The following is a 22,418-nucleotide window of genomic DNA, read 5'->3' as shown; positions in this document are numbered from 1 at the left end:
GCGTACGGTGTTCTCGACAGACCGGCGGCCCCGGGTGACACTTGTGCGGGCCCCCAGGCCCAAGAGGAAGGTGTCCGCGTGCCCCGCCGCAGAATCGGCTTCTGGTACCGCTTCGCAGCGGTCCTGTGCAAACCGCCGCTGGTGGTTCTGCTCAAGCGGGACTGGCGCGGAATGGAGAACATTCCGGCTGAGGGCGGCTTTATCACCGCGGTGAACCACAATTCGCATGTGGATCCCTTCGCCTACGCGCACTTTCAGTACAACACCGGGCGGGTTCCTCGATTCCTGGCGAAGGCCGCGCTTTTCCGCAAGGGCTTCGTGGGTGCCGCGATGCGCGGCACCGGACAGATCCCCGTCTATCGCGAGAGCACCGACGCGCTCAGCGCGTTCCGGGCCGCGATCGAGGCCGTGGAACGCGGCGAATGCGTCGCCTTCTACCCCGAGGGCACCCTCACCCGCGACCCCGACGGCTGGCCGATGACGGGCAAGACGGGCGCCGCCCGGGTCGCGCTGGAGACCAGGTGCCCGGTGATCCCGGTCGCCCAGTGGGGCGCCAACGAACTCCTGGCGCCGTACGCCAGGAAGCCCAGCGTCCTTCCGCGCAAGACCCACCGGGTGCTGGCGGGCCCGCCGGTGGACCTCTCGCGTTTCTACGGCAGGGACATGACCCCCGACCTCCTCAAGGAGGCCACCGAGGTCATCATGGCCGCCGTCACCACGCAGCTGGAGGAGATCCGCGGCGAGAAGGCGCCCGAGAAGCCCTTCGACCCGCGCGAGGTACGCATCGAACAGCGCCGCAGGGCCGCGGCGAACGCCAGAGCACAGCAGGAAGAGGAGCAGGGCGCGTGAGCAAGCCGGTCAAGGCGGCCGTCTTCGGGACCGGATCGTGGGGCACGGCCTTCGGCATGGTGCTCGCCGACGCGGGGTGCGAGGTCACCCTGTGGGGGCGCCGCGCCGAACTCGCCGAAGCGGTCAACTCCACCCGTACGAACCCGGACTACCTGCCGGGCGTCGAACTCCCGGCGAACCTGCGGGCCACCGCGGACCCCGCCGAGGCCGCGCGCGACGCCGACTTCACCGTGCTCGCCGTGCCCTCGCAGACCCTGCGCGGCAACCTCGCCGAGTGGGTGCCGCTGCTCGCCCCCGACACCGTCCTCGTCTCCCTCATGAAGGGCGTCGAACTGGGCTCCGCGATGCGGATGAGCGAGGTCATCGAGGACGTGGCCAAGGTCGGCGAGGACCGGATCGCCGTGGTCACCGGGCCCAACCTGGCACGCGAGATCGCCGCACGCATGCCGGCCGCCTCCGTGGTCGCCTGCCGCAGTGAAGCCGTCGCCCGGCGACTGCAGACCGCCTGCCACACGCCGTACTTCCGCCCGTACACCATCACCGACGTCGTCGGCAGCGAACTCGGCGGCGCCGTGAAGAACGTGATCGGTCTCGCCGTCGGCATCGCAGACGGCATGGGACTCGGCGACAACGCCAAGGGTTCGCTGATCACCCGGGGTCTGGCGGAGACCACGCGGCTCGGCCTCGCGATGGGCGCGGACCCGTTCACCTTCTCCGGACTCGCGGGCCTGGGCGACCTGGTGGCCACCTGCTCCTCGCCGCTGTCGCGCAACCACACCTTCGGCACCAACCTGGGCAAGGGCATGACCCTCCAGGAGACCATCGCGGTCACCCGGCAGACCGCCGAGGGCGTCAAGTCCTGCCAGTCCGTGCTGGATCTGGCACGTCGGCACGGCGTCGACATGCCCATCACGGAGACGGTCGTCGACATCGTCCACGAGGGCAAGCCGCCGGTGGTCGCGCTCAAGGAACTGATGTCGCGCAGCGCCAAGCCGGAACGCCGCTGACGCTGCCGGGACCGCCCGCGGGGCGACGCTCCGCTGTCACCGGCACGACGCTGAGCGACGGCACCCGGACGGCCGCGGGCAACGCCGTCGTGGAGCGCTGACTGACCGCCTACCACCGGGTACCCTCAACCCGATATGAGCACCGAGAACCTCCCCCAGAGCCCCGAGCAGCCGCCTCGCAAGCCGCGCGTGGCCGTCGTCTTCGGCGGTCGCAGCTCCGAACACGGGATCTCCGTGGTCACGGCCGGCGCCGTCCTGCGCGCCATCGACCGGACGAAGTACGACGTCCTGCCGATCGGCATCACCCAGGACGGCCGTTGGGCGCTCACCGCGGACGAGCCGGACCGCATGGCGATCGTCGACCGGCGGCAGCCCAGCGTCGACCAGCTGGCCGAGGGGAGCGAGGGCGGCGTGGTGCTCTCCGTCGACCCCGCCAACCGCGAGGTCGTCTACAGCGAGCCGGGTGCCGTCCCCAAGGCGCTCGGTGAGGTCGACGTCGTCTTCCCCGTGCTGCACGGTCCGTACGGCGAGGACGGCACCCTCCAGGGCCTCCTGGAGCTCTCGGGCGTCCCGTACGTCGGTGCCGGTGTGCTCGCCTCGGCCGTCGGCCAGGACAAGGAGTACATGAAGCGGGTGTTCACCTCCTTCGGGCTGAAGGTGGGCCCGTACGTGGTGATCCGGCCGCGGGAGTGGGAGAACGACCGCGCGGGCGCCCGCGCGAAGATCGTGGACTTCGTCGGCGAGCACGGCTGGCCGCTGTTCGTGAAGCCCGCGCGCGCGGGTTCCTCGATCGGCATCACCAAGGTCGACGACCTCGGCGGTCTCGACGAGGCGATCGAGGAGGCCCGGCGCCACGACCCGAAGATCATCGTGGAGGCGCTGCTGCGCGGCCGCGAGATCGAGTGCGGCGTCCTGGAGTTCGAGGACGGGCCGCGGGCCAGCCTGCCCGCCGAGATCCCGCCGGCCCAGTCGCACGCGTACTACGACTTCGAGGCCAAGTACATCGACTCGACGCCCGGCATCGTGCCCGCCCCGCTGACGCCCGAGCAGACCGCCGACGTCCAGCGGCTCGCGGTCGACGCCTTCGAGGCGGTGTCCTGCGAGGGCCTGGTCCGCGCGGACTTCTTCCTCACCGAGGACGGGGAGTTCGTGATCAACGAGGTCAACACCATGCCCGGTTTCACGCCGATCTCGATGTACCCGAAGATGTGGGAGGCGAGCGGCATCGGCTACCCGGAGCTCGTGGACCTGCTGGTCCGGGCGGCGCTGCGGCGGTCGACCGGACTGCGCTGACCCTCCCTCGGCACGATCAGTCGGCGATCCCTTCGGGGATCGCCTTCTTGACGGACTTCGCGAGGTCCACGATCGCACCCGCGCCCTTCTTCGACTGCTGCGCACTCAGCCGCACCTCGACATAGGCCCTGCGCAGGCTCGACGTGAAGACGTACGACCCGTCGTCGTGCTCCTGCACCAGCCAGCCCACGCCGTTCACCACCGTGGTGGACGCCTTCGGATCGAGCATCTCGGCGGGCCGCTCCACACCGCAGCGCAGTATGATCGCCGGGCCTCCCCAGCCCGCGGTCAACGCGGACCGGGGCCCGGGATCCTCACGCTCCAGACCGTCCACCTTCCGCGGCAGCACCCTGTCCAGGTTCCGGCACAGCTCGGTGACCTTCGCGTCCGGGCTGGGAACCACCGCGGCGGCGCTGTCGTCTGCTGAGGAGCAGCCGGTGACGGCGATCAACAGGGCGAGCACGGACAGCCCGGAGGCGTTGGGCCGGTGGCGGAAGATGTTCACCGGCCAAGGGTAGACGGGGGCTACAGGTGCACGACCGGGCAGGTCAGGGTGCGGGTGATGCCGTCCACTTGCTGGACCTTGGCGACCACCATGCGGCCGAGTTCGTCGACGGTGTCGGCCTGGGCGCGCACGATCACGTCGTACGGTCCTGTCACGTCCTCGGCCTGGATCACCCCCGAGATCTTGTTGATCGATTCGGCGACGGTCGACGCCTTGCCGACCTCCGTCTGGATCAGGATGTACGCCTGTACCACGGAACCTCCAGGGCGGCCACGAGGATCATGTGGGGGAAAGGAACGCCACGGTACCGTGTCGCCGCTCGCCAGGGGGAGACCCGCGGGGCCTGGGGCTTGCGTGCCGGGGTGCACGGACTGCACAAGTTGACGGTCGACATGACCGTACCGAGTACAGAGACGGCTCGCGACCGGGCACCGGTCGTGGCAGAGGGAGCAGTACGACGATGAAGGGCACCGTGGGCGAGTTGGGGGAGTTCGGGCTCATCAAAGAGCTCACGTCGCGTCTTACCACCACCCCGGCGGTCCGGGTCGGTCCCGGCGACGACGCGGCGGTCGTCGCCGCGCCCGACCGCAGGGTCGTGGCGAGCACCGACATCCTCCTGGAGGGCCGGCACTTCCGCCGCGACTGGTCCACGGCGTACGACGTGGGACGCAAGGCGGCCGCGCAGAACCTCGCGGACATCGCCGCGATGGGCGCCGTGCCGACGGCACTGCTGCTCGGTCTGGTCGTCCCGGCCGAACTGCCCGCCACCTGGCCGTCCGAGCTGATGGACGGGCTGCGCGACGAGTGCCAGGTCGCCGGTGCGGCGGTGGTCGGAGGCGATGTCGTACGGGGCGACACGATCACCGTGGCGATCACCGCGCTCGGCGATCTGCGCAACCACGAGCCGGTGACCCGGGCCGGCGCGCAGCCCGGCGACGTGGTCGCCGTGACGGGCTGGCTGGGCTGGTCGGCGGCCGGCTTCGCCGTCCTCTCCCGCGGTTTTCGTTCGCCGCGCGCGTTCGTGGAGGCGCACCGGCGCCCGGAACCGCCGTATCACGCGGGTCCCGCGGCCGCCGGGCTCGGCGCGACGTCCATGACGGACGTCAGCGACGGGCTGATCGCCGACCTCGGGCACATCGCCGAGGCCAGCAAGGTGCGCATCGACGTCCGCTCCGGGGACATCGACATCCCCTCGCAGATGAACGACATCGGGCAGGCCGTCGGTGTCGACCCGATCCAGTGGGTGCTCACCGGGGGCGAGGACCACGCCATCGTGGCGACCTTCCCGCCTGACGTGAAGCTGCCCGCCCGCTGGAAGGTGATCGGCGAGGTGCTCAACCCCTCCGCGCTGCCGCAGGTGACGGTCGACGGGGCGCCCTGGACGAACAAGGGCGGCTGGGACCACTTCGGGGACATCGAGTCGTGACGGCGCGGTGCTCACCGCGGGAGCGGTGAGCACCAACCCGGCGGCGGCGGGACGGCCCACCCGCGCGTGGGTACAGCAAAAAGCCGGTCCACTGGGAAGTGGACCGGCTCAGAGCAGCGAACCAGCAGTAGCCGCGCGCGACGGGGAATCCCCCTGCTCGAGCGGAGCCAGAGCGTGGGGAAGATGCGTCAGCGCGAGACCTTGCCGGCCTTGATGCACGAGGTGCAAGCGTTCACGCGCTTCGGCGTCCCGCCCACCACGGTACGGACGCGCTGGATGTTCGGGTTCCAGCGACGGGGCGTACGGCGGTGCGAGTGCGAGATGTTGTTGCCGAAGCCCGGCCCCTTGCCGCAGACGTCGCAGTTGGCAGCCACGGGTCACTCCAAAGACTTCAGATGCTCTTACGGTGGATCCCGGCATGCCGGGATCAAGATCTAGGATCTGAGTGGCGCTGCCAGGGGGAAGGCCCGATCGGATCGGGCAACCGGAGCAGCATACAACGACTGCGTCCGTACAACGAAACTACCATGGCCGCGCGGGACCCCTTCCCGGCCCCGGCAGGGCCGTCCACCGGCAAGGACCCGTCCTGGGTCTACGCTGCCTCCCACGTCCGGCAGCTCAAGGAGGCGCAGGTGCCGCAGGTGCCGCAGACATTGGACGCATCCGCGGTGCGGACCTGGTGCGCTCTCGCCCTGGACGCGCTGGGCCGGGCCCGCGAGGAGATCGACGCCATCAACGTCTATCCCGTGGCCGACGGGGACACCGGGACGAATCTCTATCTGACGGTGGAGTCGGCGGCCACGGCGGTCGAGGCGGTCTTCGCGGGGCACGGCGCCATGTCCGCGGTGGCCGTGGCGCGGTCCGCCGGCGCCGCGCCCGCGGACGGCGAACCGGGTCCGGCCGCGCTGCCCAGCCTGGCCGAGGCGGTACGGGCGATGGCGCACGGGGCCCTGATCGGGGCCCGGGGCAACTCCGGGACGATCCTCGCCCAGCTGCTGCGCGGGATGGCCCAGGTCCTCGCCGCCGACCGTGACACCTCTCACACCGACGGACGGGGACTGCGGCTCGCGCTGCGGCACGCCGCCGACTCCGCCCGCCAGGCCGTCGCCCACCCCGTCGAGGGCACGGTGCTCACCGTCGCCTCGGCCGCCGCCGACGCGGCCGACGGCACCGAGGGTGACTGCGGGACGGTCGCGAGAGCGGCGTACAAGGGTGCGCTGGCGGCGCTGGCCGCGACCCCGGGGCAACTGGCCGTCCTGGAGCGCGCCGGTGTGGTCGACGCGGGCGGCCGGGGCCTGGTGGCCGTACTGGCCGCGCTGGTCGAGACGTTCACGGGACGCGCGCCCGGCGGGGCGGCGATACCCGTCCTGGCCCCGCCCGCGGCCCGGCAGGCTCCTGCTGCTGGTCCCCACGCGTGCGTGGAGAGCGACAGCGGTGCCGGACGGGCCGTTCCCGAGGCGTGTGCGGACGCGGCACCCGCCGCCGGCGGCCCCGCCTTCGAGGTGATCTACCTGCTGGAGGCGGAGGACGCGGCCGTGGCACGGCTGCGGAACCGCCTCGACGGGCTCGGCGACTCCCTCGTCGTGGTCGGCGGCGACGGCCTGTGGAACGTCCATGTGCACGTCGACGACGCCGGCGCCGCCGTCGAGGCGGGCATCGAGGCGGGGCGGCCGTACCGCATCCGGATCACCCACTTCGCACTGGGCGACGTCCACACCGCGGGCACGGGCGCGGGGCGTCCGCCCCGGGAGCGCGCTCAGCGGGCGGTCGTCGCGGTCGTGCCGGGCGAGGGCCTGGCGGGGCTGTACGCGGAGGCCGGGGCGACCGCCGTGCTCGCCCGGCCGGGGGAGCCGCCCGCGAGCGGCGAGCTGGTCGACGCGGTGCGTCGTGCCCACGCGCGCGAGGTGGTGCTGCTCCCGAACGACGCGGAGCTGCGCCACACCGCCGCCGCGGCCGCCGAGCAGGCGCGTGCGGAAGGCGTCCGGGTCGCGCTGATCCCGACCAGGTCCGCGGTGCAGGGCATCGCCGCGCTCGCCGTCCACGAGCCGGACCGCCGGTTCGACGAGGACGTCGTCGCGATGACCTCGGCGGCGGGCGCGACCCGCTACGCCGAAGTCGTCGTCGCGGAGTGCCAGTCCTGGACCATGGCGGGCATCTGCCAGGCGGGCGACATCCTCGGTCTCATCGACGGTGACGTCGCCGTCATCGGCTCCGAGCTCACGGCCACCGCCGAGGCCGTCCTGAACCGCATGCTGTCCGCCGGCGGCGAGATGGTCACCCTCGTCCTGGGCGACGACGCCCCCGACCCGGTCGCCGCCCGCCTCGAAGCGTGCGTACGACGGTCGTACCTGGCGGTCGACACGGTGGTGTACCGGGGTGGACGGCAGGGCGCGCTGCTGCTCATCGGCGTGGAGTAGCGGGCCTCCTCATCCGGACGTCCCCGTCAGGTCCAGCATTTGCTCCGCCTCGGCCCGCCGGGCCCGCGGCACCTCGCCGTCGAGCCCCCCGTACGCGGACAGCACCGCACGCGCGCGTGCCGACGCCGCGGCGGGCCGCCCCAGATCGGCCTCCAGCCACCCGGCGGACAGCTCGGCCCCCGTCCGGGCATCGAGTCCGCCGTCGCCGAGGGAGTCGAACACCGCGGCCGCCCGCGTGACCTGGCCCAGTGCCTCCTCCGACGCGGCCCGCGCCGAGGCCGCCCCGGCATCGTCCGGGACGGACCGGGCGACCAGGTCGGCGAACTGCCGGTGGGTGTTCCCGAGTTCGAAGAGCAGGCTCCGACGCGCCTCCTCGTCCGTCGCGGGGCCGGACGGGCCGGATCCTGTGACCCCGGAGTCGGCGGCGGGGCCGGGGGAGCCGGCCGGACCGGGGGCGGACGCGGCGGTGACGTCCTGGAGTGCCCGCTCGCACTCCCGCACCGCCTCCGACATCAGCGCCCGTGCCGCGTCGAGCCCCGCGTCACCGCGCGCGGCGATCCAGGAGCGGGCGCGCAGGGAGCGGACCAGGCCGTGGACGTTGCCCAGGGACCGCCAGAGGTCACCGGCGCGCGAGTACGCCCGATCCGCTTCGGCGGGCAGCCCCGCGTGCCCGAGATCCTCGGCGGCCAGGTGGGCGAGCATCGCGTGGTCGCGCTGCTCGGGCCAGTGCCGGGCGAGGTCGGCGGCCCGCAGCCGGCGTTCGGCCGCCTCCCGGTGCTCGCCCAGCTCGCCGAGGCAGTCGCCGAGCCACCACAGGGTCTGCACGATCGCGCCGTCCCCGTGCGTCTCCGCCGTCAGATCGGGCAGCGCCGACTCCAGCACCTCCGCGGCCTCCGCCCAGCGCGCCTGCCGGAGCAGGAACCCGCCGAGCTGATGCCGCGCCCAGGCGCCGAGCGCCGGACCTTCGCCCCCTTCGTCGGCCCAGTGCGCCGCCTCCAGGGCGTGCTCCGCGGCAGGCCCGAACCGCCCGTCGGCGGCGAGGATCTCGGCCAGCTGCAGGTGCAGTCGGGCGTGCCCGGCCGCCTCCAGGTGGGGGCCGCCGTCCGCCAGGGCGGCGCGTACCGCCCGCTCGGCCGCGTCAGTGTCCCCGAGCTGCCGGGCGATCCCGGCCAGCCGGGCCCGGTACTCCACCGCGAACCACGGCAGCCCGGCCGCCGTGAACTCCTCCGAGGCGCGCGCGTACAGCCCGGCCGCGGCCTCGGCGTCCCCGCCGTGCGCGGCCAGCTCCGCGAGCATGGCCCGCGCCTCCGCGGCCCGCGCGGCGAGCCGGAGCTCCCCGGTGTGCGGCCCGACGAGCGCCAGCAGCTCCCGTACGGCCGCCTCGGCGTCGGCGGCGGCGGTGCCCGCGCCCGCGTCGCGCGGCTCCTCGCCGGAACCGGTCCGGGGCCCGGCCTCGGTCTCGTGCACCCGCTGCATCAGGATCCGGGCGCGTGCCACCAGCACGGACGCCGTCTGCCGTACTCCGGTCCCGTCCGCCGCGAAGAGGGCGAGCACCTCCTCGTACGGCCCCCGCACGGCGGCCAGTGCCTCCTCGGTGCGGCCCGTCCCGGCGTGCGCGTACGCCCCACGCGCGCGTGCCGCCAGTGCCTCGCCCGGGTCGCCGGCCTTCGCGTACCACTCGGCCGCCCGCTCGAAGAGGGCGGTGCCCTCCGGGCCGCGGCCCATCGCCTCGTGGTCGGCGATCTCCGCACGGTCGCGGGGATCCAGCTCCCGGTCCCCGGCCGCGCGTCCCACCGCGGCCCACGCCTCGACCGCCCCGGGAGCCATCGCCGCGGACAGCCGCCGCGCCTGTGCGAGCAGCGCCGGCAGATCGGGCACGGCGGCCGGCTCCGCGGACGCCGCGACGGCGGGCGCCGGTCGCGGCGCCGGGGCGGTGCGGACACTGCGCACGCCCAGGGGCAGCCGGTCCACCGGAGGACGCCGGGCCATGCGCGCACGGATCAGGTCGCCGACGTACGAGGTGCCGTTGCGCTCGTCGAAGCGCGCGGCCAGCGACCGGGCCTCCTCGCGCGCGTGGACGGCGAGTCCGGCCGCGGTCCAGGCACGTCCGGCCGGCCCCGGGACCGGCTGCCCGCCGAGCCCCAGCTCGGTCAGCCGGTCCATCAGCAGGGCCACCACGGCCATGAAGTCGAGCCTGCTGCGCGGCTCCCCGGAGTCCGTGAAGTACGCGGGCCGCTCCGCCAGCAGCTCCAGGGCGCGCGCCTCGTTGCCGCTCAGCGCGCAGAACTCGACGTGGTCCGCGTAGGCGCCGCGCATGCTCTCCATCGCGCGCACCAGCCGCAGCCCGCGCAGATGGTGGGCGCGTGCCTCGTCCAGGCGGCCCAGCCGCAGCAGCGGCAGCAGTGAGGACGCCAGCACGGCGTGCGGCTCGTGGGCGCAGGTGAACTCGCCCTCCAGGACGGGCCGCCAGACCTCCAGCGCGTCCGCGTCCCCGCCCTGCCTGACCTGCCACCACCCCTGGTCGTGCAGCTCGCAGGCGTGACAGTCGGCCATGCTGTCCCGGTCGGCGGCCAGCCACGCGGTGTACGCGCGCTCGGCCCGCGCCAGGTCGCCGACGTGGTGCGCCACGCTGAACTCGGCGCTGCGCACCGCCCGTTCGGAGTGCCCGGCAAGGCGGTAGCGGTGCTCCATCTCGCCCAGCCACTTCTCGATGGCGGCGAGCGGGATGTGCGGCTGGCCGAGCATGCCGGCGGACATCCACTTGAAGACCCAGTGCAGGGAGTGGATCTCGTACTCGTCGAAGTCCTCGGGGTGTTCGTCCCACATGCGCAGCAGGCGCGCGAAGGGGACGAACATCTTGTCCTTCTCGGAGCTGTAGTTGTAGACCTTCAGCTGGTGTCCGAGCGCCTCGATCACCGCGAGCGGGATGTTCAGCTTCTCGGCCTCGGCGAGCAGTTGCTCGGCGCGCGCGTTGCGTGCGGGGCCCTCGGGCTGCGCGTAATTCTCCGCCATCGCCTCGCGGAGCGTGTCGAAGTCCGTGACCTGGCTCATCGGTGGCCGTCCTCCCCGGACTCGGCGTGCGTGGCCCATTCGAGGAGGCCGAGGAACGCGCGGTTGAGCAGCGCGGAGTCCGCCGGCCGCAGCGGGCGCTGCGCCATCAGCAGGGCCTGTCCGTAGAGGGACTCGGTGGCGGTGCCGATCAGTTCGGGGTCGTGCAGCGAACTGATCCTGCGGATCAGCGGGTTGAGGTGGTTGAGGACCAGCCGGGCGCGCGGGGCGCTGCCGCGGAGCGAGCCGAGGATGCCCGCCCAGAGGTCGTCGGCCTGCTCCTCGGCGTCCGCGCGGGCCTGCTCGTGACGGGCCGCCCGGTCGTCCAGGTGCAGCGCGGGCACCGACAGGGGGTGGAAGGACCGCAGCGTGACGTCGCAGCCCAGCGGGTCGAGCTTCGCCCGGGCGGCGGCCAGGAAGCCCGCGAGGGCCAGCTCCTCGGCCGGGTCGACGGTGTCCAGGTGCGCCGTCACGGTGTCCGCGTCCAGCTCGGAGACGACCGTCCCCAAACGCACCGACGGGAGGGCGGCGACGAGCTCGCTGTCGTACGTGTAGCCGCCGTTGACGACGCCCACGCCCTGCGCGGACGCGATGGGCGCGACCTGCCGGTACTCCTCCACCGTCCGCGTGAAGTGCACCACCGGGTGCCGCTGCGCGAACTCCTCCAGGGACAGCCGTCCGTCGGTCGTCTCGAAGGGCAGCCACGGCAGCATCGTGCGCAGCATCTCGCCGTCGTGCCTGGCCAGGGACTTCACGCCCAGGTGGTGCACCGACAGGAAGGCCGCGAGCCGTTCGGGGTCGCCCGCGGCGAGCCCGGTCAGCCAGGAGCGGATCCGCTCGCCCAGCGCGTCCCGCACACCCGCCAGGGTCTCGTCCTCGTACAGCGACTCCCGCGAAGCGGTGGGCCGCAGGCTGTCGGTGTCCAGGACGCAGCGCACGAAGAACGCCCAGTCCGGCAGCAGTTGTTCGGCACGCTCGGTGAGCAGCATGCCCTTGAGGTGGACGCGGTGGCCCGCGCGCTGGGCGGGACTGACCGCGGACGGCAGCACGTACGCCACCCCGCGGACCCCGGCGAGCGGCACGTCCAGGTCGATCGAGTCCAGCGGCGTGAACCCGAACAGGTCGTGGCAGTGCCGCGCCAGGGCCACCCGCCGGGCGGCGGGACCCGGATACGCGCGGTCCCAGGGCGCCGGGAGGTCCGTGACCGCCTCGTCGCCCACCCGGACGTCGTAGGGCAGCAGCGACCCGAAGTCCCGGGCCAGCGACCGCACCCGCTCCTCGGTCAGCCACTCGCCCGCGCCGGCCCGGGCCACCAGGTGCACGGTCGTGCCCGGTTCGGGGCGGGCCGCGTCGGGCAGCGTCCTGACGTTGTACGAACCGTCGTCCGTCGCCGTCCACTCCACGGGTGGCGCCTCGGGCGTTCGCGCGCTGCGGCTGACGACGCGGATGCGCTCGGCGACGACGAAGCAGGCCAGCAGGCCGATGCCGAACTGCCCCAGGAAGTCGGAGCGCGCCGACTCCAGGCCCTCGCCGCGCTTGGAGCTGCGGCCGATGGTCGCCAGGAGGCTGTGCACGTCGGACTCGGTGAGCCCCACGCCGGAGTCCTCCACACGCAGGGCGCCCCCGTCGCCCTCGACGAACAGCCGGACCGTGGCCGGCGCGTCCGGCTGCTCGGCCCGCCGCGCGGTGACGGCGTCCACGGCGTTCTGCAGCAGCTCGCGCAGATAGACCCTGGGGCTGGAGTAGAGGTGGTGCGAGAGCAGGTCCACGAGGCCGCGCAGGTCCACCTGGAACGTGTGCGGTGACCGGGGTGCCTGGGATGACGGAGAAGTCTGTGAGTCCATCGTCGCAGCGCCGGTGGGGGGACGGGCGACGGCGCGGGGTCGGGCGGTCCCGGGGCACGGTGACCGCGAACGAAACGGGCGCGTCATCCTAGGCCCCGAACGACCCGCCTGACCAGCGGATTTCCCGGACGTATACGGCATTGTCAGTGTCGTGGTGTGCAATGGATCTCGTGCCCGCGCTCGAAGAACCACTGAAGAAGGTGCTCGGTCCCGCCACCGCGAAGGTGATGGCCGAGCATCTCGCCCTGCACACCGTCGGGGACCTGCTCCACCACTATCCCCGCAGGTACGAGGAGCGCGGGCAGCTCACCCACCTCGCCGACCTGCCCCTGGACGAGCACGCGACGGTGGTCGCCCAGGTCGCCGACGCCCGGCTGCTCACCTTCTCCTCGCCCAAGGCCCCGCGCGGCAAGGGCCAGCGCCTGGAAGTGACCATCACGGACGGCAGCGGCCGCCTCCAGCTGGTCTTCTTCGGCAACGGCGTGCACAAGCCCCACAAGGACCTCCTGCCCGGCACGCGCGCGATGTTCTCGGGCAAGGTCTCCGTCTTCAACCGCCGCCTCCAGCTCGCCCACCCGGCGTACGAGCTGCTGCGCGGCGACGGCGACGAGGCGGTCGACACCTGGGCCGGATCCCTCATCCCCCTCTATCCGGCGACCGCGAAGCTGGAGTCCTGGAAGATCGCCAAGGCGGTGCAGACGGTCCTGCCGAGCGCCCAGGAGGCCGTCGACCCGCTGCCGGAATCCCTGCGCGAGGGCCGCGGCCTTGTGCCCCTCCCCGAGGCACTCCTGAAGATCCACTGTCCGCACACCAAGGCGGACGTCGAGGACGCCCGCTCCCGCCTCAAGTGGGACGAGGCCTTCGTCCTCCAGGTCGCCCTGGCCCGCCGGCGGTACGCGGACGCCCAGCTCCCCGCCGTGGCCCGCAGGCCGAGCCCCGACGGTCTCCTCACCGCGTTCGACGCCAAGCTGCCCTTCACCCTCACCGAAGGCCAGCAGAAGGTCTCCGCGGAGATCTTCGACGACCTGGCGACCGAGCACCCCATGCACCGGCTCCTCCAGGGAGAGGTCGGCTCGGGAAAGACGATGGTCGCCCTCCGCGCGATGCTCGCCGTCGTCGACGCGGGCGGCCAGGCGGCCATGCTCGCGCCCACCGAGGTGCTCGCCCAGCAGCACCACCGGTCGGTCACGGAGATGATGGGCGAGCTCGCCGAGGGCGGGATGCTCGGCGGCGCCGAGAACTCCACCAAGGTCGTGCTGCTCACCGGCTCCATGGGCACGGCGGCCCGGCGGCAGGCCCTGCTGGACCTGGTCACCGGCGAGGCCGGGATCGTGATCGGCACGCACGCCCTGATCGAGGACAAGGTGCAGTTCCACGACCTGGGCCTGGTCGTGGTGGACGAGCAGCACCGCTTCGGTGTCGAGCAGCGCGACGCCCTGCGCGGCAAGGGCAAGCAGCCCCCGCACCTGCTGGTCATGACCGCCACGCCCATTCCCCGCACCGTCGCGATGACCGTCTTCGGCGACCTGGAGACCTCGGTCCTCGACCAGCTCCCCGCCGGGCGCTCGCCCATCGCCAGCCATGTCGTCCCGGCCGCCGACAAACCGCACTTCCTGGCCCGCGCCTGGGAGCGGGTGCGCGAGGAGGTCTCGGGCGGCCACCAGGCGTACGTCGTCTGCCCCCGCATCGGCGACGAGGAGGAGGGCGCCAAGGCGAAGAAGAAAACCCCGGAGGACGACGCCGAGAAGCGCCCGCCGCTGGCCGTCCTCGACATCGCCGAACAGCTCGCCAAGGGGCCCCTCCAGGGACTTGAGGTCGAAGTCCTGCACGGCCGGATGCCCCCCGACGACAAGGACGCCGTGATGCGGCGCTTCGCCGCCGGCGAGACGGACGTCCTGGTCGCGACGACGGTCATCGAAGTCGGGGTGAACGTGCCGAACGCCACCGCGATGGTGATCATGGACGCCGACCGCTTCGGCGTCTCGCAGCTGCACCAGCTGCGCGGCCGCGTCGGCCGTGGCTCCGCCCCCGGCCTGTGCCTGCTGGTCAGCGAGATGCCGGAGGCCAGCCCGGCCCGGCAGCGGCTGACCGCGGTGGCGTCCACGCTCGACGGCTTCGAGCTCTCCCGCATCGACCTGGAGCAGCGCCGCGAGGGCGACGTCCTCGGCCAGGCCCAGTCGGGCGTCCGCTCCTCGCTGCGCATGCTCACGGTCATCGACGACGAGGAGATCATCGCCGAGGCCCGCGAGGAGGCGGCCGCGGTCGTCGCCGCCGACCCGGAGCTGGAGCACCTTCCGGGCCTGCGCACCGCTCTGGACGCCCTGCTGGACGAGGAGCGCGAGCAGTACCTCGACAAGGGGTGACAAGAGGGGGACGGGAGTGAGCGGGGTGAGAGGGCGCCGCCCCGGCCGGGGCTGACAGACTGGAGAGGTCACCCGCCCGCACGGGCCCCCACGCACGAAGGACAGAAGAGATGACCCGCGTGATCGCCGGCCGGGCCGGCGGACGCCGTCTGGCCGTCCCGCCGGGCACCGGCACCCGCCCCACCTCCGACCGGGCGCGTGAGGGCCTCTTCTCCACCTGGCAGTCCCTCCTGGGCGGCCCCCTCGACGGCGAGCGCGTCCTCGACCTGTACGCCGGCTCGGGCGCCGTGGGTCTCGAGGCGCTCAGCCGCGGCGCCGGACACGCCCTCCTCGTCGAGGCGGACGCCCGCGCGGCCCGGGTGATCCGGGAGAACGTCGCGTCGCTGGCCCTGCCCGGCGCCGAGGTGAGACCGGGCAAAGCGGAGCAGATCATCCGGGCCGGGACCCCCACCGACCCGTACGACCTGGTCTTTCTCGATCCGCCCTACGTGGTGTCGGACGACGATCTTCGCGAGATCCTGCTCACACTCCGCTCGGAGGGCTGGCTAGCGGACGATGCGCTCGTCACCGTGGAGCGCAGCACCAGAGGCGGCGAATTCGCGTGGCCGGACGGCTTTGCAGCGCTCCGGGCCCGTCGCTACGGCGAGGGAACGTTTTGGTACGGTCGCGCCGCCTCTACGTGCGAAGACGCACGATGACCGGACCGGAGAGCGAGGGACCTCAGTTGCGCCGCGCCGTCTGTCCCGGGTCGTTCGACCCGATCACCAACGGACACCTCGACATCATCGCCCGCGCCTCCAAGCTGTACGACGTGGTGCACGTCGCGGTGATGATCAATCAGTCCAAGAAGGGCCTGTTCGAGATCGAGGAGCGGATCGACCTGATCCGCCAGGTCACCGCCGAGTTCGGGAACGTGGAGGTCGAGTCCTTCCACGGCCTCCTCGTCGACTTCTGCAAGCAGCGCGACATCCCGGCCATCGTCAAGGGCCTGCGCGCCGTCAGCGACTTCGACTACGAACTCCAGATGGCCCAGATGAACAACGGCCTGTCGGGGGTCGAGACCCTGTTCGTCCCCACGAACCCCACCTACAGCTTCCTGTCCTCCTCCCTGGTCAAGGAAGTGGCGGCCTGGGGCGGCGACGTCTCGCACCTGGTGCCGCCACTGGTCCTGGAAGCCCTCACCGAGCGACTCGCGCAGGGCTGAGACACCCCCGGTGAACTGACGGCCCGTCACCCGGTGTCGGAGGTGGCGGGAGTGGTCGTACAGTCGACCCGTCCGTCTCCATCACAGCTGTAGAGAGTGGCGAGCACACGGTGGACGTGCAGAAGAAGCTCGATGAGATCGTCGCGTCGGTCTCCGGCGCCCGTTCCATGCCCATGTCGGCCTCGTGCGTGGTCAACCGCGCCGAGCTGCTCTCGATGCTCGAAGAGGTGCGCCAGGCGCTGCCCGGCTCCCTGGCCCAGGCCCAGGAGCTGATCGGCGGCCGCGAGCAGCTGGTCGAGCAGGCCCGCCAGGAAGCGGAGCGGATCATCGAGAGCGCGCACGCCGAGCGCGGTTCCCTGGTCTCCGGCACCGAGGTCGCCCGCCGCTCGCAGAATGAGGCCGACCGGATCCTGGCCGAGGCCCGCCGGGAGGCCGAGGAGATCCGCGCCGAGGCCGACGACTACGTCGACTCCAAGCTCGCCAACTTCGAGGTCGTCCTCACCAAGACCCTCGGTTCCGTCGGCCGCGGCAAGGAGAGGCTGCTCGGCACCGGACCCGGCGTCGACGAGCGGGGGTACGAGGACGAGGACGCCCCCGAGCGCAGCCAGGACCCGGAGACGCTGCGCCGCAACGCCGACGACTACGTCGGCGTGAAGCTCGGTGCCTTCGAGGCCGTCCTCGCCAAGACCCTGGAGGCCGTCGGCCGCGGCCGGCAGAAGCTGCACGGCCGGATCGCCAGCGACGACCTGAGTTCCCTCGCGGACGACGGGACGACGGTCCAGCACACCAGCGACGCGGACTACCTCGCGGGGCTCGCGGACCTCTCGGCGGCCCCCGGGCAGCCGCAGCCCCAGCGGGACCCCGAGGTGCCGGCCCAGCCGTCCTACCAGGAGCAGCAGGAGGCCTACGCCTACCAGCAGCAGGCGGATGCCTATGGCTACCCGCAGCAGTACCAGCAGCAGGACGCGTACGGCTACCAGCAGGCCGACCCGTACGCCTACCAGCAGCAGGGCTACGACCAGCAGCCCGCCTACGGCCAGGACCAGCAGCCCGGGTACGACCAGGGCCGGGAGCCCTCGTACGGACAGGACCAGGAGCCTTCGTACGGCCAGGACCAGGACCGGCAGCAGGGCTACCAGGAGCAGCCCCGGGGCCAGGCTCTCGACGAGACCAGCCTCTTCGACACCGGCATGATCAGTGCGGAGCAGCTGCGGGCCTACGAGCAGGGCCGCGGCGGTCACTGAGGGCCGCCGTCGCACCGGATTGGGCCGAGAGCGAATGGTCCAGTATCCTGGCTCTTCGGTCGCGCGTACGTCCGCGATCACCGCTGCCCGGAAGGTCAGGGCGGCGCTCCCCCGCATCGAAGATCGAAAGCAGGAATGGCTCTGAACGCCCGCCTCGACCACCGCAACCCTCTCGTGTTCGACACACACGAGCTGGGGCGGCGTCCGGGCGCGCTGCAGCGCCTGACCCGTTCGATCGACGCTCCTGCGGATCTGGGGATCCAGGGAGTCATCGGAGTGCCGGAAGGCGCCCCGTTGGAGCTCGACCTCCGTCTGGAGTCGGTCATGGAAGGGGTGCTTGTCACAGGCACCGCCCGTGCATCGGCCAAGGGGGAGTGCGTAAGGTGTCTGGAGCCGCTCGGGCTGGAGCTCGAAGCGGATTTCCAGGAGATGTTCTCGTACCCTGACGCCGACGACCGGGGCCGTGTCAAAGCGGAGCCGGCCGACGACGCCGAGGAAGACGAGGACACTCTCTTCATCGAGGACGGCCTGTTCGACCTCGAGCCCGTGCTGCGTGATGCGGTGGTGCTCGCACTGCCGATGCAGCCGGTGTGCCAGGACGACTGCCCCGGCCTGTGTTCCGAATGCGGAGCGCGGCTGGCGGACGACCCCGGCCACCACCATGACGCCGTCGACATCCGTTGGGCGGCACTGCAGGGACTCGCCGGTTCACTCGAAGATGGCGAGAAGGACGAGATGAGCGGCGCCGAAGCGGGCGTCGACGAGAAGCAGGAGAAGTAGCCGTGGCTGTTCCGAAGCGGAAGATGTCGCGCAGCAACACGCGCCACCGCCGGTCGCAGTGGAAGGCTGCGGTCCCCACCCTGGTTGCGTGCGAGCGCTGCCACGAGCCCAAGCTGCAGCACATCGCGTGCCCGGCTTGCGGCACCTACAACAAGCGCCAGGTCCTCGAGGTCTGAGCGGCTGGTGAGAGGTCTGATGTCTGACGCCAAGGCGGATCCAACCGCCAAGAAAAAGGCGGACAACACAGCCTCGTCCCACACGCTTCTGGAAGGGCGGCTCGGCTACCGGCTGGAGTCCGCCCTTCTGGTGCGTGCACTGACGCACCGTTCCTACGCGTACGAGAACGGCGGCCTGCCCACCAACGAGCGCCTGGAGTTCCTCGGGGACTCCGTACTCGGCCTCGTGGTCACGGACACGCTGTACCGCACCCACCCCGACCTGCCCGAAGGCCAGCTGGCCAAGTTGCGGGCCGCGGTGGTCAACTCGCGTGCGCTGGCGGAGGTGGGCCGTGGGCTCGACCTCGGCTCCTTCATCCGGCTCGGCCGGGGCGAGGAAGGCACGGGCGGCCGGGACAAGGCATCCATCCTCGCCGACACCCTCGAAGCGGTGATCGGCGCGGTCTATCTCGACCAGGGTCTCGAGGCGGCGGGCGAACTCGTCCACCGGCTCTTCGATCCCCTGATCGAAAAGTCGTCGAATCTGGGCGCCGGCCTGGACTGGAAGACCAGTCTCCAGGAACTCACCGCGACCGAGGGCCTCGGTGTTCCCGAGTACCTGGTCTCGGAGACGGGCCCGGACCACGAGAAGACCTTTACTGCTGCCGCCCGCGTCGGAGGCGTCTCGTACGGCACCGGCACCGGCCGCAGCAAGAAGGAGGCGGAGCAGCAGGCCGCGGAGTCCGCGTGGCGCTCGATCCGCTCCGCCTCGGACGAACGCGCCAAGGCGGCGGCCGAGGCTCAGGCCCAGGTCGCGCAGGCCGAGGCCGAAGCACAGGCCAAGGCCGCCCGGGCCGAGGCCGAAGCGCAGGTGGCGGAAGCCGCCGAGCGTGCCGAGGGGAACGCCGACGCCTCCTCGGCGTCCGCCTGACAAGACAGCCGAGCGCCCGCCCCTGACAAGGGGCGGGCGCTGTGGTGTACGGGGAGCCGACATGCCCGAATTGCCCGAGGTCGAGGTCGTACGGCGAGGTCTGGAGCGGTGGGTCGCCCACCGGACGGTCGCCGAGGCCCAGGTGCTGCACCCGCGCGCCGTGCGGCGCCACACGGCGGGCGGCGAGGACTTCGCGCACCGGCTCCAGGGGCAGCGGATCGGCGTCCCCAGCCGTCGCGGCAAGTACCTCTGGCTGCCGCTGGAGACGACGGGCACCGCGATCCTCGCGCACCTCGGCATGAGCGGCCAGCTGCTCGTGCAGCCGCACGCGGCCCCCGACGAGAAGCATCTGCGCATCCGGGTCCGCTTCGCCGACGACCTCGGGACCGAGCTGCGCTTCGTCGACCAGCGCACCTTCGGCGGGCTCTCGTTGCACGGGACCTCCCCCGACGGGCTGCCCGACGTCATCGCCCACATCGCGCGCGACCCCCTCGACCCGCTCTTCGACGACGCGGCCTTCCACGAGGCGCTGCGCCGACGCCGTACGACCGTCAAGCGGGCCCTGCTCGACCAGTCGCTGATCAGCGGGGTCGGCAACATCTACGCGGACGAGGCCCTCTGGCGCGCCCGCATCCACTACGAGCGTCCGACGGCCGGCTTCACGCGCCCGCGCACCGCCGAACTCCTCGGCCACGTACGGGACGTGATGAACGCGGCCCTGTCCGTCGGAGGCACCAGCTTCGACAGCCTGTACGTCAACGTCAACGGGGAGTCGGGATACTTCGACCGCTCGCTCGACGCGTACGGGCGCGAGGGTCTGCCCTGCCGGCGCTGTGGCACGCCGATGCGGCGACGCGCCTGGATGAACCGGTCCAGCTACTTCTGCCCCAAGTGCCAGCGGGCGCCACGCGTCACGTCCTGAACGCCGGGCGTCGTGGGGGCCGCCCCGGGCGGCGGCACGGCGGTGGAGACTTCCGTCCGCCGGTGCGGTGAGACTTCAGACCGCCGCGGCGTCCCGCGTCTCGTCGTAGCGCCCGCGTGCCTCCAGTACGTCGTCCATCCGCCCCTCGACGAAGCGGATGAGGGTCAGCAGGCGCTCGGCGACCTCGCGGCCCAGCGGTGTCAGTTCGTAGTCCACGCGCGGCGGGTTCGTCGGCTGTGCCTCGCGGTGCACCAGGCCGTCGCGCTCCAGGGCGTGCAGCGTCTGGGACAGCATCTTCTCGCTCACGCCGTCCACGCGACGGCGCAGCTCGTTGAAGCGGAACGAGCCCTCGTGCAGCGCCCCGAGCGTCAGTGCGCCCCAGCGGCCGGTGACGTGTTCCAGCGTGCCGCGGGAGGGGCAGTCGCGGGCGAACACGTCGTACGCGAGGCCCGACAGGTCGTCGCTCCCCGCGCCCGGGAAGGACCGCGCTGTGGATTCCATGCCATCAGCATACTGCTCCGCAGCGCTTACCAGAGGGTTGCGCTAACCAGAAGTTAGTGCTTTCCTTTCGTCAGTGCCAGCGGGGCAGCACGGACGCGTGTCGGCTGTTCCCGCCTCTTCCCTCCCTTCTCCTCAGGAGTGCCTACCGTGACGACCCCCGTTGTCTCCATCGCCTACCACTCCGGTTACGGCCACACCGCCGTCCTCGCCGAAGCCGTCCGTGCCGGTGCCGCCGACACCGGGGCGGTGGTCCATTTGATCAGGGTCGACGAGATCACCGAGGAGCAGTGGGCGCTGCTCGACGCCTCGGACGCGATCGTCTTCGGGTCGCCCACCTACATGGGCACCGCGTCCGGCGCCTTCCACGCCTTCGCCGAGGAGTCCTCGAAGCGCTGGTTCGGGCAGGACTGGAAGGACAAGCTGGCGGCCGGCTTCACCAACTCCGCGTCCAAGAGCGGCGACAAGCTGCACACGCTGCAGTTCTTCCAGACGCTCGCCGCGCAGCACGGCATGAACTGGGTCAGCCTCGGTCTGCTGCCGGGCTGGAACAGCACCACGGCCTCCGAGAACGACCTCAACCGCCTCGGCTTCTTCGCCGGCGCCGCCGCCCAGTCCAACAACGACCAGGGTCCGGAGGGCGTCCACAAGGCGGACGTGGCGACGGCCGAGCACCTCGGGCGCCGGGTCGCACAGACGGCGCGCATCTTCGCCCTGGGGCGCGCGGCCGCGTAGAACCGACCAGCGTGCGGTATCGGGAGCCGCTCGGCGGTGGCCGTACCGGCGGTGCGCCGCCGGAGGGCGGCCAGCGCTCGCGGGTGGCCGCGCCGTACGGCGCGGCGCGGGCCGGGGTCCGCCGTGCGGGTCCGCCCATGCGTCGAGGCGGTCGCCGTGGCGTCACTCCACGGCGGCCGCCTCGACGCGTGTCAGGGGCTCAGTAGCCGAAGTCCTGCGTCCACCACGGGCCGCCGGAACCGAAGTGCGCGCCGACGCCGAGCGTCTTGAAGTCGCAGTTCAGTATGTTGGCGCGGTGGCCGGGGCTGTTCATCCAGGCCTCCATGACCGCCTCGGCGGTGGCCTGGCCGCGGGCTATGTTCTCGCCGCCCAGATCGGTTATGCCCGCCTTCGCCGCCCGGTCCCAGGGTGAGGCGCCGCTCGGGTCGGTGTGGTCGAAGAACCCGCGGGCGGCCATGTCCTCGCTGAACGCCGCCGCCAGGTCCGACAGCGCGCTGTTCGCCGCCACCGGACTGCAGCCGACCTTGGCCCGCTCCTCGTTGACGAGCTTCAGCACCGCGGCCTCCGCGGCGGTCTCGCCGGACACCGTCGCCGGCGCGGGCTTCCGCGGAGCCTTCGTGGCCGGCGGCCGGCCGGGCTTCTTGGTCGCCTGCGACTTGCCGGGCTTCTCGGAAGGCTTCTTCGACGGCGTCGCCGACGGCTTCTCGGACGTCCTTGACGTCCTGGACGGTGCTGCGGAGGGCGAGGCCGAGCGCTCGGCGTCGCGGCTCGTGCCGCTGTCGTCGCGGTCCTCCGCGGCGGCCGTCGAACCGCCCTGCTCGGTCTCCAGGCCGGACGGGGAACCGGCGGCCTGGACCTTGTCCGAGGCGTTGCCGCCGCCGACCGAGTAGTTGTCACTGCCCGGCAGCACGCCGGCGGCCACCGCGACGGTGCCGAGGGCGACGGCCGCGGAGACACCGAGCAGGCCGGTGCGCACGGGCGCGGCCTTCTTCTTGCGGTGCGAGCGGGCGGCGGCGTTCTGCGGGAGGTCGGCCACTGCGGCGTAGCCGTACAGGTTCTCCGGGCCGTAGCTCTCCGTGTGTACCCGGTGTGCATCCGTGACACCGGTGGCGCGGCCTGTGGCGGCGCGGCCGGCGGCGGAGCGTCGGTGGCGTCCCATCTCCTGGCCTTTCTCATCCTTGCGGTCAGCAACACTCA

At 72.4% G+C, this 22,418-nt stretch carries 21 protein-coding genes; 14 read left to right on the top strand and 7 right to left on the bottom strand.

Going from position 1 to position 22,418, the window contains the following annotated elements:
* Positions 1 to 78: 78 nt before the first annotated feature.
* The 3 genes from AC069T_RS09500 to AC069T_RS09490 all read left to right on the top strand — a co-directional run bounded on the left by AC069T_RS09500 (position 79) and on the right by AC069T_RS09490 (position 3,149).
* Positions 79 to 849, top strand: coding sequence for a lysophospholipid acyltransferase family protein (locus AC069T_RS09500; protein ID WP_478782180.1), 771 nt, complete (start codon positions 79 to 81; stop codon positions 847 to 849).
* Positions 846 to 1,856 (top strand): NAD(P)H-dependent glycerol-3-phosphate dehydrogenase, encoded by a 1,011-nt coding sequence (locus AC069T_RS09495; protein ID WP_478782179.1) that lies wholly within the window; start codon positions 846 to 848, stop codon positions 1,854 to 1,856. Before AC069T_RS09500 ends, AC069T_RS09495 begins: the two co-directional genes overlap by 4 nt.
* 135 nt (positions 1,857 to 1,991) lie before the next feature.
* Positions 1,992 to 3,149: a D-alanine--D-alanine ligase family protein gene (locus AC069T_RS09490; protein ID WP_478782178.1), complete on the top strand. Its 1,158-nt coding sequence runs from the start codon at positions 1,992 to 1,994 to the stop codon at positions 3,147 to 3,149.
* A 16-nt stretch (positions 3,150 to 3,165) separates the two neighbouring features.
* Here AC069T_RS09490 and AC069T_RS09485 read toward each other — a convergent pair whose 3' ends face one another.
* Together AC069T_RS09485 and AC069T_RS09480 are read right to left on the bottom strand one after the other, a co-directional pair.
* Entirely contained in the window at positions 3,166 to 3,654 is a 489-nt protein-coding gene (locus AC069T_RS09485) for a DUF3515 domain-containing protein (protein ID WP_478782177.1), read from the bottom strand.
* 20 nt (positions 3,655 to 3,674) lie between these two features.
* Positions 3,675 to 3,908, bottom strand: a complete 234-nt coding sequence (locus tag AC069T_RS09480; RefSeq protein WP_358855817.1) for an Lrp/AsnC family transcriptional regulator — start codon at positions 3,906 to 3,908, stop codon at positions 3,675 to 3,677.
* A gap of 206 nt (positions 3,909 to 4,114) precedes the next feature.
* Between AC069T_RS09480 and AC069T_RS09475 the strand changes: the two genes are divergently transcribed.
* Positions 4,115 to 5,080 (top strand): thiamine-phosphate kinase, encoded by a 966-nt coding sequence (locus AC069T_RS09475; RefSeq protein WP_478782176.1) that lies wholly within the window; start codon positions 4,115 to 4,117, stop codon positions 5,078 to 5,080.
* Between the two features lie 188 nt (positions 5,081 to 5,268).
* On the opposite strand, the gene rpmB is transcribed toward AC069T_RS09475, so the two are convergent.
* Positions 5,269 to 5,454 (bottom strand): 50S ribosomal protein L28, encoded by a 186-nt coding sequence (gene rpmB, locus AC069T_RS09470; protein WP_004924906.1) that lies wholly within the window; start codon positions 5,452 to 5,454, stop codon positions 5,269 to 5,271.
* Between the two features lie 258 nt (positions 5,455 to 5,712).
* Between rpmB and AC069T_RS09465 the strand changes: the two genes are divergently transcribed.
* Positions 5,713 to 7,497 carry a DAK2 domain-containing protein gene (locus tag AC069T_RS09465; RefSeq protein WP_478782274.1) on the top strand — a complete coding sequence of 595 codons (1,785 nt, stop codon included), beginning with the start codon at positions 5,713 to 5,715 and terminating at the stop codon, positions 7,495 to 7,497.
* 9 nt (positions 7,498 to 7,506) lie between these two features.
* On the opposite strand, the gene AC069T_RS09460 is transcribed toward AC069T_RS09465, so the two are convergent.
* Both AC069T_RS09460 and AC069T_RS09455 read right to left on the bottom strand, forming a co-directional pair.
* Positions 7,507 to 10,548, bottom strand: coding sequence for a tetratricopeptide repeat protein (locus AC069T_RS09460; RefSeq protein ID WP_478782175.1), 3,042 nt, complete (start codon positions 10,546 to 10,548; stop codon positions 7,507 to 7,509).
* A complete protein-coding gene (locus AC069T_RS09455) occupies positions 10,545 to 12,389 on the bottom strand; it encodes an HSP90 family protein (RefSeq protein WP_478782174.1) in 1,845 nt (614 codons plus the stop codon). The genes AC069T_RS09460 and AC069T_RS09455 overlap by 4 nt, the downstream gene beginning before the upstream one ends.
* 161 nt (positions 12,390 to 12,550) lie before the next feature.
* Between AC069T_RS09455 and recG the strand changes: the two genes are divergently transcribed.
* From recG to mutM, 8 genes are all read left to right on the top strand, one after another.
* Positions 12,551 to 14,752, top strand: coding sequence for an ATP-dependent DNA helicase RecG (gene recG, locus AC069T_RS09450; protein WP_478782173.1), 2,202 nt, complete (start codon positions 12,551 to 12,553; stop codon positions 14,750 to 14,752).
* A 110-nt stretch (positions 14,753 to 14,862) separates the two neighbouring features.
* Positions 14,863 to 15,450, top strand: coding sequence for a 16S rRNA (guanine(966)-N(2))-methyltransferase RsmD (gene rsmD, locus AC069T_RS09445; protein WP_478782172.1), 588 nt, complete (start codon positions 14,863 to 14,865; stop codon positions 15,448 to 15,450).
* Positions 15,451 to 15,476: 26 nt separating this feature from the next.
* Positions 15,477 to 15,956: a pantetheine-phosphate adenylyltransferase gene (coaD, locus tag AC069T_RS09440; RefSeq protein WP_478782273.1), complete on the top strand. Its 480-nt coding sequence runs from the start codon at positions 15,477 to 15,479 to the stop codon at positions 15,954 to 15,956.
* Positions 15,957 to 16,066: 110 nt separating this feature from the next.
* Complete coding sequence (locus AC069T_RS09435) at positions 16,067 to 17,200, top strand: ATP synthase F0 subunit B (RefSeq protein WP_478782171.1); 1,134 nt, start codon at positions 16,067 to 16,069, stop codon at positions 17,198 to 17,200.
* A gap of 135 nt (positions 17,201 to 17,335) precedes the next feature.
* Entirely contained in the window at positions 17,336 to 17,980 is a 645-nt protein-coding gene (locus AC069T_RS09430; RefSeq protein ID WP_478782170.1) for a YceD family protein, read from the top strand.
* A 2-nt stretch (positions 17,981 to 17,982) separates the two neighbouring features.
* Positions 17,983 to 18,156 carry a 50S ribosomal protein L32 gene (rpmF, locus tag AC069T_RS09425; RefSeq protein ID WP_006139588.1) on the top strand — a complete coding sequence of 58 codons (174 nt, stop codon included), beginning with the start codon at positions 17,983 to 17,985 and terminating at the stop codon, positions 18,154 to 18,156.
* A 19-nt stretch (positions 18,157 to 18,175) separates the two neighbouring features.
* Positions 18,176 to 19,066 carry a ribonuclease III gene (gene rnc, locus AC069T_RS09420; RefSeq protein ID WP_478782169.1) on the top strand — a complete coding sequence of 297 codons (891 nt, stop codon included), beginning with the start codon at positions 18,176 to 18,178 and terminating at the stop codon, positions 19,064 to 19,066.
* Positions 19,067 to 19,127: 61 nt separating this feature from the next.
* The gene (gene mutM / locus AC069T_RS09415; RefSeq protein ID WP_478782168.1) at positions 19,128 to 19,988 is read left to right on the top strand and encodes a bifunctional DNA-formamidopyrimidine glycosylase/DNA-(apurinic or apyrimidinic site) lyase; all 861 of its coding nucleotides are present in this window, start codon (positions 19,128 to 19,130) and stop codon (positions 19,986 to 19,988) included.
* 75 nt (positions 19,989 to 20,063) lie between these two features.
* Here the strand turns inward: mutM and AC069T_RS09410 are convergent, their stop codons facing one another.
* The gene (locus AC069T_RS09410) at positions 20,064 to 20,489 is read right to left on the bottom strand and encodes a winged helix-turn-helix transcriptional regulator (RefSeq protein ID WP_478782167.1); all 426 of its coding nucleotides are present in this window, start codon (positions 20,487 to 20,489) and stop codon (positions 20,064 to 20,066) included.
* Between the two features lie 147 nt (positions 20,490 to 20,636).
* On the opposite strand from AC069T_RS09410, the gene AC069T_RS09405 reads away from it, so the two are divergent.
* Entirely contained in the window at positions 20,637 to 21,221 is a 585-nt protein-coding gene (locus AC069T_RS09405; protein WP_478782166.1) for a flavodoxin family protein, read from the top strand.
* A 199-nt stretch (positions 21,222 to 21,420) separates the two neighbouring features.
* Here AC069T_RS09405 and AC069T_RS09400 read toward each other — a convergent pair whose 3' ends face one another.
* Positions 21,421 to 22,380 carry a CAP domain-containing protein gene (locus AC069T_RS09400; RefSeq protein WP_478782165.1) on the bottom strand — a complete coding sequence of 320 codons (960 nt, stop codon included), beginning with the start codon at positions 22,378 to 22,380 and terminating at the stop codon, positions 21,421 to 21,423.
* Positions 22,381 to 22,418: the final 38 nt, after the last annotated feature.

The organism is Streptomyces sp. NPDC043867 (genome assembly GCF_056435845.1).
The sequence above is the reverse complement of the archived record's forward strand: the minus strand, read 5'-3'. Positions and strand labels throughout refer to the sequence as shown.

Excerpts from the sequence above, each read along its gene's own strand:
- AC069T_RS09455 (WP_478782174.1), bottom strand. The coding sequence starts at position 12,389 with ATGGACTCACAGACTTCTCCGTCATCCCAGGCACCCCGGTCACCGCAC.
- recG (WP_478782173.1), top strand. The coding sequence starts at position 12,551 with ATGGATCTCGTGCCCGCGCTCGAAGAACCACTGAAGAAGGTGCTCGGT.
- AC069T_RS09460 (WP_478782175.1), bottom strand. The coding sequence starts at position 10,548 with ATGAGCCAGGTCACGGACTTCGACACGCTCCGCGAGGCGATGGCGGAG.
- AC069T_RS09475 (WP_478782176.1), top strand. The coding sequence starts at position 4,115 with ATGAAGGGCACCGTGGGCGAGTTGGGGGAGTTCGGGCTCATCAAAGAG.
- AC069T_RS09410 (WP_478782167.1), bottom strand. The coding sequence starts at position 20,489 with ATGGAATCCACAGCGCGGTCCTTCCCGGGCGCGGGGAGCGACGACCTG.
- mutM (WP_478782168.1), top strand. The coding sequence starts at position 19,128 with ATGCCCGAATTGCCCGAGGTCGAGGTCGTACGGCGAGGTCTGGAGCGG.
- AC069T_RS09430 (WP_478782170.1), top strand. The coding sequence starts at position 17,336 with ATGGCTCTGAACGCCCGCCTCGACCACCGCAACCCTCTCGTGTTCGAC.
- AC069T_RS09490 (WP_478782178.1), top strand. The coding sequence starts at position 1,992 with ATGAGCACCGAGAACCTCCCCCAGAGCCCCGAGCAGCCGCCTCGCAAG.
- rnc (WP_478782169.1), top strand. The coding sequence starts at position 18,176 with ATGTCTGACGCCAAGGCGGATCCAACCGCCAAGAAAAAGGCGGACAAC.
- rsmD (WP_478782172.1), top strand. The coding sequence starts at position 14,863 with ATGACCCGCGTGATCGCCGGCCGGGCCGGCGGACGCCGTCTGGCCGTC.
- AC069T_RS09400 (WP_478782165.1), bottom strand. The coding sequence starts at position 22,380 with ATGGGACGCCACCGACGCTCCGCCGCCGGCCGCGCCGCCACAGGCCGC.